8 protein-coding genes and 1 pseudogene are annotated in these 10,283 nt (G+C 74.0%); 3 read left to right on the forward strand and 6 right to left on the reverse strand.

Translation table 11 applies throughout. The features are described from left to right. Position 1 precedes the first annotated feature (1 nt). The 3 genes from ABD223_RS35560 to ABD223_RS35570 form a co-directional block, all read right to left on the reverse strand. Positions 2-1,105 carry an NAD-dependent epimerase/dehydratase family protein gene (locus tag ABD223_RS35560; RefSeq protein ID WP_344041178.1) on the reverse strand — a complete coding sequence of 368 codons (1,104 nt, stop codon included), beginning with the start codon at positions 1,103-1,105 and terminating at the stop codon, positions 2-4. Further along, positions 1,102-2,532, reverse strand: coding sequence for an aspartate aminotransferase family protein (locus ABD223_RS35565; protein WP_344041180.1), 1,431 nt, complete (start codon positions 2,530-2,532; stop codon positions 1,102-1,104). The genes ABD223_RS35560 and ABD223_RS35565 overlap by 4 nt, the downstream gene beginning before the upstream one ends. 273 nt (positions 2,533-2,805) lie before the next feature. Continuing rightward, entirely contained in the window at positions 2,806-3,795 is a 990-nt protein-coding gene (locus tag ABD223_RS35570) for a hypothetical protein (protein WP_344041182.1), read from the reverse strand. 223 nt (positions 3,796-4,018) lie between these two features. On the opposite strand from ABD223_RS35570, the gene ABD223_RS35575 reads away from it, so the two are divergent. Next, positions 4,019-4,201 carry a hypothetical protein gene (locus ABD223_RS35575; RefSeq protein WP_344041184.1) on the forward strand — a complete coding sequence of 61 codons (183 nt, stop codon included), beginning with the start codon at positions 4,019-4,021 and terminating at the stop codon, positions 4,199-4,201. Between the two features lie 78 nt (positions 4,202-4,279). Here the strand turns inward: ABD223_RS35575 and ABD223_RS35580 are convergent, their stop codons facing one another. Then, on the reverse strand, positions 4,280-5,350 hold the full coding sequence (locus ABD223_RS35580; protein ID WP_344041186.1) for an aspartate-semialdehyde dehydrogenase: 1,071 nt from the start codon (positions 5,348-5,350) through the stop codon (positions 4,280-4,282). Between the two features lie 211 nt (positions 5,351-5,561). Further along, the gene (locus ABD223_RS35585) at positions 5,562-6,323 is read right to left on the reverse strand and encodes an HpcH/HpaI aldolase family protein (RefSeq protein ID WP_344041188.1); all 762 of its coding nucleotides are present in this window, start codon (positions 6,321-6,323) and stop codon (positions 5,562-5,564) included. 204 nt (positions 6,324-6,527) lie between these two features. Between ABD223_RS35585 and ABD223_RS35590 the strand changes: the two genes are divergently transcribed. Next, positions 6,528-8,837 carry a hypothetical protein gene (locus ABD223_RS35590; protein ID WP_344041190.1) on the forward strand — a complete coding sequence of 770 codons (2,310 nt, stop codon included), beginning with the start codon at positions 6,528-6,530 and terminating at the stop codon, positions 8,835-8,837. A 580-nt stretch (positions 8,838-9,417) separates the two neighbouring features. Continuing rightward, positions 9,418-9,783, forward strand: coding sequence for a hypothetical protein (locus ABD223_RS35595; RefSeq protein WP_344041192.1), 366 nt, complete (start codon positions 9,418-9,420; stop codon positions 9,781-9,783). 310 nt (positions 9,784-10,093) lie between these two features. On the opposite strand, the pseudogene ABD223_RS35600 reads toward ABD223_RS35595, so the two are convergent. Next, positions 10,094-10,283: pseudogene (locus ABD223_RS35600) on the reverse strand (hypothetical protein); the annotation flags it as partial.

Below are 10,283 nucleotides of genomic sequence, written 5' to 3' on the forward strand. Positions count from 1 at the left end.
GTCAGAAGAAGACCTTGGCCAGCTTCAGGGCGCCCTGCTTCCAGGGCTCCTGGCTCGTCCGGCCGGTCGCGCGACCGGCGGTCGGGGCGCCGCCCGCCGCGGCCCGCGCCTCGCGCCACCACGCGTAGGTCTGGAGGATGGCCTCCTGGTTGGAGAACTTCGGCACGAAGCCGAGCCGCTCCCGGATCTTGTCCACGCTGACGTAGGAGTCGGCGAGCAGCTTGAACAGCAGCCGCCCGTAGACCGGGGACATGCCGGTGCGCTCCAGGGCGCGCAGCACGGCCACCGCCGGGCGGCCGGGGACGGACTTGACGCGCTTGCCGTGCCCGGCCGCGTCCAGCACGACCTGGAAGTCCTCGCGCAGCGTGCCGAACTCGGCCGCGCCCACGTTGAACGTGTCGTTGACGCGGTCGGCCGGCGCGGTCAGCACGGTGTGCACCGCGTCCACCAGGTCGGAGAGCGCCAGCATCTGGATGCGCACGTCGCCGCGGCCCAGGACGGGGAAGTTGCGGCCCTCCTCGGCCCACTGGTAGAGCATGTCGAACAGGCCCATCCGGCCGGGGCCGAGGAAGGTCTTGGGCCGCAGCACGGGCAGCAGCACCCCCTCGGCCCGGTGCCGTTCGGCGATGACCTCGGCCTCCGCCTTGGCGCCGCTGTAGGTGTCCACCGGCTCGCGCGGGTGGTCCTCGGGGGTGGGCACCAGCTTCGGCAGGCCGTAGACCGCGGTGGACGACACGTGCAGCACCCGCGGGACGCGGGCGGCGCGGGCGGCCTCCAGCACGGTGCCGGTGCCCTCCACGACGATCGAGCGGATGTCGGCCGCCGGGTAGCTGGGCAGCGCGGAGGCGCAGTGCACCAGGGCGTCGGCGCCGGCCACCGCCTCGGCCACGGCCCTCCGGTCGCGGATGTCGCCGGTGAACGGCACCAGGCCGGGGCCGGGCTCGATCGGCCGCAGGTCGAAGGCGCGCACCTCCACGCCCTCCGCCCGCAGCCTGCTCACCAGCTGGGAGCCGAGCACGCCGGCCGCGCCGGTGACCGCGATCCGGGCCGGCAGCGTCGTCGGGGAGGCGGCGCCGCGCGCGTCGTCGGGTCGGTTCGCGTTCACCACAGCGAGCTCACCCGCTCTCGCACGAAGCGCCCCACGAGCCGGTTCATCCCCTGCTCCAGCACGGCCTCGAAGGCGTCGAGGAAGCGCTCGCACTCCTCCACCCCGGCCACCAGCGGCGGCGCGACCACCAGCGGGCTGCGGCCGTTGAGGGTGTTGTAGGTGTAGATGTCGTGCTCGCGGTAGAGGGCGTCGATCACCGCCGCGGTGATGATCTTGGTGCGGATGAGCGGGTCCTTGGCCGGCCCGCCCACGGGCAGCTTGCCCACCAGGTCGAGGACCTTCGGCCCGCCCGACAGGAAGACCCCGTGCAGCGCACCGGCGCCGGCCACCTCCGAGATGAGGTCGGGGTAGGTCTTCTGGATGCGCTCCAGGCCCGGCCGCAACACCTCCTCGATCACCCGCGCCCGCGCCGGGAAGTCCTCCTCCACGGCGACCGCGATGGCCTCGATGGCGGTCGCCGCCTCCTCGCCGAAGCCGTAGTACGTGGTCGACGTGGACTGCACCATCGCGTCCGTCATGTTGTCGTAGGCGCGCCGGAAGATCGGCTCGCGCGCCACGTACGCCGAGATGGACGACTTGCCGCCGCCGAACGACTTCGACGTCGTCACCACGTCGGGCACGAGGCCCTCGTGGCGGGTGAAGTAGAACAGGCTGCCGGTCTTGCCCCACCCGGTGTAGATCTCGTCGAAGATCAGCACGATGTCCTCGGCGGTGCACAGCTCCCGCAGCCCGCGCAGGAACTCCTCCGAGCACCAGCGGATCGTGGAGGCGCTGAACGGCTCGATCAGCAGCGCGTACACGTCGCTGCGCCCGTTCGCGTCCCGCGCCTCGGCCAGCGCCTGGCGCACCGAGTCCAGGTCGCCGTAGGCGAAGGTGCGGATGCCCGGGATCGTGGGGAACGCGAAGTGGTTCTGCGTGCTGCCGGTCAGGCCGCCGGAGCCGAGCAGCTTGCCGTGGAAGCTGATGTCGGAGCGCAGGATCGTGTTGCGCTTGCCCTGGTGGTACTTGTAGGCCAGCTTGACCGCGCCCTCCACCGCCTCGGCGCCGGAGTTGGGCAGGAACGAGCGGTTCAGGTCGCCCGGCAGCAGTTGCGCCAGGTTGTGGCCGAGCGCGGCGAGGTAGGGCGAGAAGTAGGTCTTGTGCACCTCCATCCGCCGCTGCTCCTGGAACCGGCGGCGGGCGGCGAGGATGCGGGGGTGGTTGTGGCCGTGGTTGAGCACGCCGACGCCGCCGGTGAAGTCGAGGATGCGGCGCCCGTCGCTGGTCCACAGGTAGGCGCCCTCGGCGCGTTCGACCAGTTCCCGGCCGAAGCCGAACGAGGTCATCAGCCGGACCTGGCTCTTGTTGATGTACCGGCGGTGGAGGTCGTGGACCGAATCGACGTCCAGGCGCTCGGCCTCTTCCAGACCGATCAGGTCTGCCATCGGTTCTCCTCTGCGCGGGATGGGCACGCCACCCGGCGCCCCGGGCGGGGCCGGCGACGTGCGGGACCGCTCCCAGGAGCCGGCGTCCCACCGGCTCGGCGATCTCGTGCCGTCAAGCTCGCACGGATGGCGGGCGCTGTTCGAGGGATGGCGGATGTCAGCAGGAGGATCGGCCGGAAGTGGACAGCGGGCGGCCGTCAGTCGCCGTTCGGCCGCCACACGGCGGTCGAACGGCGACTGACCTGGCCTTTCACCCCTGCCAGGCCCCGGGGGTCACGACCGGTGCGCGGCGCCCTCCGCCTCGGCCGACGCCTCGCGGCGGCCCACCAGCAGCCCGGCCTGGAAGCGGCTGCCGGCCCCGAGCTCCTCCATCAGGGTCGAGATGTACCGGCGGCAGGTGCGGGTGGCCATGCCCAGGCGGCGCGCGATGACCTCGTCCTTGAGCCCCATGCCCATCAACCGCAGGATCGAGGCGCGCAGCTCGGAGCCCACGTCCTGGACGTCCTCGGCCTGGTCCGGTTCGGGGAAGGGCTGGCCGACCTGCCAGGCGGCCTCGAAGGAGCGGCACAGGTAGGCCACGAGCGTCGGGTCGGTGACCACCGCCGCCCCGGGCGCCTCCTGCCCGCGGCGCTCCTTGGGCACGAACGCGATGCGGCGGTCGTAGATGATCAGCCGCTCGGACAGCTCCTCCGCGGTGCGGATCTCGCCGCCCGCCTCGCCGACCCGCTTGGCGTAGGACCGGGTCGCCATGCTCGACCGGGCCGTGTGCTGGTAGAGCGTCCGGATGCGCACGCCGCGGCGCAGCAGCTCCTGCGTGTGGACGAGGTCCTGCTGGAGCAGGTGGGCCGCGCGGCCGCCACCGGGTTGCAGCGCCATCCGCTCCTTGGCGCAGCGGTGCCGGGCGAGGTCGAGCTCGCGCTGCACGTCCGCCGCGCTGTCCAGCACGCGGATCAGCGCGTTCTCCCGAGGGTGGTGCTCGGTCGAGCGGTAGACGGCGGCGAGGGAACGCAGCTGGCGGTGGATCCGGGAGACCTGGCGGCGCTGGCGGGAGATCGAGATCTCCAGGCTGGAGACGAGTTCGGCCTCGACGATCTCCGGGTCGAGCGGGACGGCCGGACACCCGTCGGCGACGTCGCTGAGGAGCCGCAGCTCCTGCAACCGCTTGCGGGCCTCGGCCACCCTGGGCAGCTCCAGGTCGAGCTCCTCGGCGATCTCCTCGTCGAGGAAGACACCGGCCCGCACCCCGGCCTGGTAGGCGTCCATGACAACATCGTCCAATAACGGCTGCTCGTCCAACGGTCCTGTCTCCCCCTGGGCGCGGCATCCACTTCATCCGGTTTCCACTTGTGGCCACTCCACCATAGGACACCGGTCGTCCCTCGAAGTTGAGCGCGATCGCTGAGAACCTTTGAGGCGTGCCGGGCACTTCGGCATCACACCACCAGGTACTTCGGCATCACACCACCCGGGTATCACTGGAGATGAGATGACACACCTTCGGCAGCGGCCCTTCCGCGAGCTGGCCGGTCTCGTCCTCACCGCGGCAGTCCTCGGCGCGGAGCGCGTCCTGGCGCTCTGCGCGGGATTGGGTGCCCGGGGCTCGTCGAGCTCCGGGAACGACGACAGGTGGGACAGCGCCCTGCTGGGCGGCCCGGCGGTCCTCTGCTGACGAGCGACCCCGCTCCCGCTCCCCCGCGCCCGTCACCCCCCGGCCATCAGCGGCCGGGGGGTGACGGGCGCGGGGGCCTCAGCCGGTCCGGCCGGACCGCCGCGCGGTGAGGGCGAGCGCCAGGCGGGCGATGTCCAGCGCGTTGAGCGCCGCCGCCGCGCGGAGGCTGTCGAAGGTGATCCACAACCACACGGCGCGCGGGTCGTGCGGCGTGACCCGCACCCGACCCACGTGCACCACGTCCGGGTCGGCCGCGGTCAGCGGGGTCGGCCCCGCGCTCTCCGGCGGCGCGGCGTCGTACACGCGCACGCGGGGCAACGACGCCAGCAGCGACACGAGGTCCCCGCGCGGCACCGGCGACTCGGCCTCCACGAGCACCGCGGCGGAATCGCCGCTGACCACCGGCACGTGGACGCAGGTGGCCGTGACGTTCAGCCACGGCCGGTCCAGCAGCCGGCGGGTCTCACCGGCCAGTCGCTGCTCCTCGGCGGTGAAGCGGTTGTGCAGCACCCCGCCGACCGCCGGCACCACGTTGAACGCCAGCGGGAAGGGCGCGCTGTGGGCGGGCAGCTCGGCATCCGGGTCCTGCAACGCCAGCTCCGCGCCCTCCAGCAGCTCCTCGACGCCCTGGCGGCCGAGGTGGGTGGCGGCCTGGTAGGTGCTCAGCACCACCTGGCGGACGCCGTAGTGCTCCTGCAAGCGGTGCAGCAGCCGGGTCAGCGCCGCCGCCATCGGGCTGGGACTGGCGATCAGGCCGTCGACGGGGCGGCGGTCGAGCAGGTGGCCGTTGACCTCGGGCACGATCAGCGGGACGTCCCGGTCGCGGTGGAAGGCCCCGCTGAGGTCGATCACCAGCGCGCCGCCCGCGCAGGCCGCCTTCGCCCAGCCGCGGCTGACCTCCTCACCCGCGCAGAGGAAGACCAGGTCCCCGCGGGTGAACTCCACCTCGTCCGCCGACGCGTGCCGCACCCGGTGCGGCGCGCCGCCCACGACGACCCGTCGGCCGATCGAGCGGGGCGAGGCGCACAGCACCAACTCGCGGTGGGCGAAGGACTTCTCGCCGACCAGCTCCAGCAGGGCGGAGCCGAGCGCGCCGGTGGCGCCGACCACGACCAGGCGGGGGAGCGCGGCGGCAGTGGAAATCACCATGGGTTCTCTTCTCGATCCGAGTGGTTCCCGCCCCCGACCGGGACCACTCCCGTCACCTCACGCCATGTAACCGCCGACCGACCGGGCGGAGAAGCCGAACCCGTTGTCCATAACCGGCCTGACCAACACCTGACACCGCACCCGACCCGCACCTGACACCGCACCCGCCCCCCGCCGCGCCGAACCCCTGGGCGACGGGCCGGCCTCCCGATCAACGCGCCTTCGCCGCGGCAGCGGCCTCACCCGCGCTGCGGGCGATCATCGTCAGGTCGTCGACCGCGGCGATCATCGTGAAGCCCGAGGCCCGGAGGAGGGCGGCCCGCTCCACCGACCCCGCGTACGCACCCGCCAGGACGCCGTTGGCCCGACAGGCGCGAACCACCCGCCGGAGCGGCGCGTCCGCACCACCGTCGGCCACCAACGCGGCCACGTCCAGCCCCAGCGCCAGCGACAGGTCGAACGGGCCGACGAAGACGCCGTCCACCCCGTCCACGGCCGCGATGTCGTCGACCGCCGCCAGCCCGCGCGCCGTCTCGACCATCACCAGGCACAGCACCTCCGCGTCGGCCCGCTCCGGCGCCGCGACCGCCACCGCGTCGACGGACCGGACCGGTCCGAAGCTGCGGGTGCCCCGTGGGGCGTACCGCGCCGCCGCGGCAGCCGCCCGCGCCTGCTCGACGCCGTCGACCATGGGGACGACGACCCCGTCGGCGCCGCTGTCCAGGGCCCGGCCGATCAGCTCGGGCCGGTTCCAGGCGACGCGGACGAAGGCCGGGACGCCCGCCGCGCGCACCGCGGAGATCAGGTCGGTGTTGTCCCGCCCGCCGGCGGCGCCACCGTGCTGCTCGTCGACGCACGCCCAGTCGAACCCGGCGCCGGCGGTCGCCCGCACCACCCGGCTGTCGGTGCAGCCGACCCACAGCCCGGTGCCGAGATCGCGCCGTGCGCCCGCGTCCTGGTCGGTCCCGGTCATCGTGCCTCCTGTGGTCCCCGTCGGAAACGCCGCTCCGCCGATCATGCCCAACCCGGCGACGACGGACACGTCGACGACGACCGGCGCTGGGCCGTTCCGCCGGAACCGGTTTGGGCGCATTGGCCGATCCGGGGCCGTTCGCCCGCGCGAGGGCGCCGCCGCGATCATCATTGACCCGGGTCAAGGCTCAACAGGGGGGAACAGATGAGAGCTGTGCTGATCAAGGCCGCCCGCGTGGCGGTCGCCCTGGCGGTGGTCACCACCGGGGTGGTCGCCACCGCCGCGCCCGCCCAGGCGGCGCAACAGCCGTCGAACGCGACGGCGCCGGTCGCGGCGTGGGCGACCACGGACTCGCGGCGCCCGAACGACACGATCACCACCGGCGACGCCGTCGTCGGCTCCTGGCTCGACGACCGCGGCAAGAAGCACACCGCCAAGTCGTACTTCACCTTCGACCTCACCCGGTTCGCGGGCAAGCGCGTCGTCGGCGCCTCCATCGCGGGGGCCGAGGCGCACGTCAACGACTGCGCCAAGCCGCGCTCCACCGAGCTGTGGGTGACCAGGCAGACCGGCGACCCCACCTGGGTCCGCCAGCCCCGGGAGAAGACGAAGCTTCCCGGCGGCACCGGCCACGGCTGCCAGTGGGACTACGTCGAGTGGGACGCGGGCCAGGCCGTGCAGCAGGCGGTCGCGAGCGGGCGGCTGACCGTGGCCCTGCGCATCACCGAGCAGCACCAGGGCGACCCGGCTTACGGCAGGCGCTACGGCCAACTGCGGCTGTTCGTCCAGTACAACACGACCCCCGACGCGCCGACCGGGCTGACCGTGTCCGGCAAGCCGTGCGGGGACACCCCGCTGTGGGTGGTCCGGTCCTGGGACGGAACCCGGTTGGCCGCCTCCGTCACCGACCCCGACCGGTTCGTCGGCGACCCCGAGGCCCGGTTCGCGTGGTGGCCGCAGGACGCGCCCGGCGAGCGCACGGAGGTCGTCACCACCGCCCACAGCGGCTCCCCGGCGGCCACGCGCCTGCCCGACACCCTCGCCGACGGCCGCACCTACGAGTTCGCCGTGCGCGGCGAGGACGGCATGGACGCCTCGGCGTGGTCGCCGACCTGCCGGTTCACCACCGACTACACCGCACCGGGTTCGCCCGTGGTCGCCTCGGACGACTTCCCGACGGTCACCGACCCGGCGAAGAGCCACCAGGGCGTGCCCGGCGAGCTGACGTTCAGCGCACCGGGCGCCGCCGACGTCGTCGCCTACAGCTGGGGCGACGGCATCCGCCAGGAGACCGTCCCGGTCGAGTCGCCCGGCGCGCCGGTCACGGTCACCTACACGCCGACGGGCTTCGGGCGGACCCAACTGGTGGTGCGCGCCGTCGACCGCGCGGGCAACCACTCGGCCTCCACCCACTACGAGTTCCACGTCCACGAGACCGCGCCCGGCATCTGGGCGGAGCGGTACCCGGAGGTCGGGTTCCCGGTCGACGTCCTGCTGCTCGCCCGGCAGCCGAACGCGGTGACCTTCACCTACTCGGTGGACGGCGGACCGGAGACCACCGCGCCCGTCGACCCGGCCGGCCCGACCACGATCACCCTGCCGGCCGTCACGTTGCCGAGCCCGGTGATCACCGGGTGGACCACCGACGCCGCGGGGCGGAAGTCGGCCGTCTCCTCCGCCGAGATCCGCGTCGACGGCGTCGCGCCGGAGATCGAGCTGACCCCGTACGACCAGGTCGCCGGGCTGCCGGTCGAGCTGTCCGTGCGTGCCGCCCAGACCGGGGCCGTCAGCGTCACGTACCGGATCGGGAGCGGCGAGCCCACCACCGTGCCGCTCGGCGCCGACGGCACGCTCCGCACCACCTTCACCACCGACCTGGTCGGGTGGCACGCGGTGCACGCGGTCACCCGCAACGCCGCGGGCGTCGCCTCGGCCGAGGCGGAGACCGAGCTCTTCTCCGACAGCGGCGCGCCGACCGTCGCCAGCACCGACTACCCGCGCGACCAGGAGGCGGGCGGCCCCGGCATTCCCGGCGCCTTCACCTTCACCTCGCCCCGCCCCGGCGTCACCGCGTTCCGGTACGCCCTGGCCTACGGCGAGGAGCAGGAGGTCGCCGCGGTCGACGGCGCCGCGACGGTGCAGATCACCCCGATGAGCCCGCAGTCGTACTACGTCCGCGTGCGGGGCGTCGGTGCGAATGGGCTGACCACCGACGACACGTACTACCACATCACCGTGCGCCGGTGGCTCCCGCAGGTCGCCAGCCCGCAGTTCCCGCCGGGCGTCGCCCCCGGTCAGCCGTTCGAGATCGTGGTGACACCGACCCTGCCGGGCAGCACCGAGGCCGTCCTCGCCTTCGACTGGACCAACCAGGTGGTGGTCCCCGTGGGCCCCGACGGCACGGCCCGCCACACCCACACCCAGGGGCAGTGGGGCTCGTCCATCCGCATCACCACCCGCACGGCCACCGGCGCGACCTCGGGTGAGGCGCACGGCTACTTCCCGGTCGGCTGAGCGCCGCGGGGCGCCCGGCGGGGTGGGTCCCGCCGGGCGCCCCGGCCGCGATCGGGGCGGGCGCATGGCCCGGCGGTGGTGGTGCGCGGGTTCCTCGCCGATCGACCGGCACGGTGCCCGCCACCTGTTCCGGACGCGTTCCGCGGCAGGAGGCGCCCGCCCCGACGGCCGCACGCACCGCTGCCGTCGAGCACCAGTGCGGCCAACCGAAGGGTTCGGCGGCAGATCCGCAGCGCCGTCGCCGGTTCGAGCGGGGCCGTCGAGGTGCCGCGCCGGTCGCGCACGTCGTCGATCCACGGCTCGATCGTCTCGCCGGCCGGATCGGGCCGGAGGACAGCTCGGCGTCCGGTTCGGGCGCCGCGTGGCTGCGCCTCTGGCGCCACGCGGTGGCGAGTGGGCGGTTCAGCCCGAGCGCGCCGGCGATCTCGGTGATGCCGCAGAAGGCCCGTCCGGGCCGTGCCGACACCGGCCCGGTCCTCCCCCTCACCCACCGAATCGCATCCCTTCGGAGCCCTTTGTCCCCCTTGACGGCGCCCGTTACGTTGACCGCCGTTCGAGGTGACAGAGATGGAGAGATGAGATGACAGGTTCGCGCGCAACCCGGATGCGTCGCGTCGCCGGCGGCGTCATCGCCTCCGCGGCGGTGGCTTTCACGACCGCGCTGCTCCCGACCGCGACCGCGGCCGCCCAGCCGCTCGACCCCGCGGCGTCGCCCGTGACGATCCAGGCCTCCTGCCACGTCGGCCAGGTGCCCATCGTCCTCGCCAACACCTGGGTCAGGCAGGGCCCCGGCCTCGGCTCCCCCTCGCTCTACACGCTGACCGTGGGCGCCGGCTACCGCATCACCGCCGGCCCGATCGACAACGACGGTATCCGCTGGTGGAAGGGCCACGGCAACGGCCTGGCCGACGGCTGGACCCCGGAGTACAACCTCAGCTGCCGGTGACGCGCCACGCCGTGCGGGGATGACCGCGGGGGCCGGGACCGCACGAGGTCCCGGCCCCCGCGTTCCTCGGCTGCCGGCGCCCCGCCGGCACGCGGACCTGCGGCCATCGTGCCGCGGGAGCCAATGCCGCGGGACTCCCGGAGACGAGCGGCCCTCGCCGTGACACGGGACGTCCACAATGGACTGCGCACGGGGCCGTCGCACCGGGCGTGCGGGCGCAGACCGGCGAGCGAACCCCCGCACGCCGGGGAGCACTCGCCGCAGGGGGCGTCCGGCGCGGCCGGATCGAGCGGGTCGGCGGCGGTCGTGATCAGGGTGGTGTGACGGCCGGGGACGTCGGCACGTGGTGCTCCACGAGGTGGGCGAGGGCGTCGGGGTCGTCGGCGATCTCCGGCAGTGCCGCCGGGGTGGCCCGCCGCAGCTGCGTCCAGCCGACGTACGCCGCGTACGCGGCCACGGCCCGGTGCCGGGCCTGCCCGGCCGGGAAGCCGAGTTCGGCG

Source organism: Saccharothrix xinjiangensis, assembly GCF_039527585.1.
Taxonomy (GTDB): Bacteria; Actinomycetota; Actinomycetes; order Mycobacteriales; family Pseudonocardiaceae; genus Actinosynnema; species Actinosynnema xinjiangensis.

Bases quoted from the DNA above. Each gene is read 5' to 3' on its own strand.
- ABD223_RS35565 (WP_344041180.1), bottom strand. From the start codon at position 2,532: ATGGCAGACCTGATCGGTCTGGAAGAGGCCGAGCGCCTGGACGTCGAT.
- ABD223_RS35570 (WP_344041182.1), bottom strand. From the start codon at position 3,795: ATGGACGCCTACCAGGCCGGGGTGCGGGCCGGTGTCTTCCTCGACGAG.
- ABD223_RS35575 (WP_344041184.1), top strand. From the start codon at position 4,019: ATGACACACCTTCGGCAGCGGCCCTTCCGCGAGCTGGCCGGTCTCGTC.
- ABD223_RS35580 (WP_344041186.1), bottom strand. From the start codon at position 5,350: ATGGTGATTTCCACTGCCGCCGCGCTCCCCCGCCTGGTCGTGGTCGGC.
- ABD223_RS35585 (WP_344041188.1), bottom strand. From the start codon at position 6,323: ATGACCGGGACCGACCAGGACGCGGGCGCACGGCGCGATCTCGGCACC.
- ABD223_RS35590 (WP_344041190.1), top strand. From the start codon at position 6,528: ATGAGAGCTGTGCTGATCAAGGCCGCCCGCGTGGCGGTCGCCCTGGCG.
- ABD223_RS35595 (WP_344041192.1), top strand. From the start codon at position 9,418: ATGACAGGTTCGCGCGCAACCCGGATGCGTCGCGTCGCCGGCGGCGTC.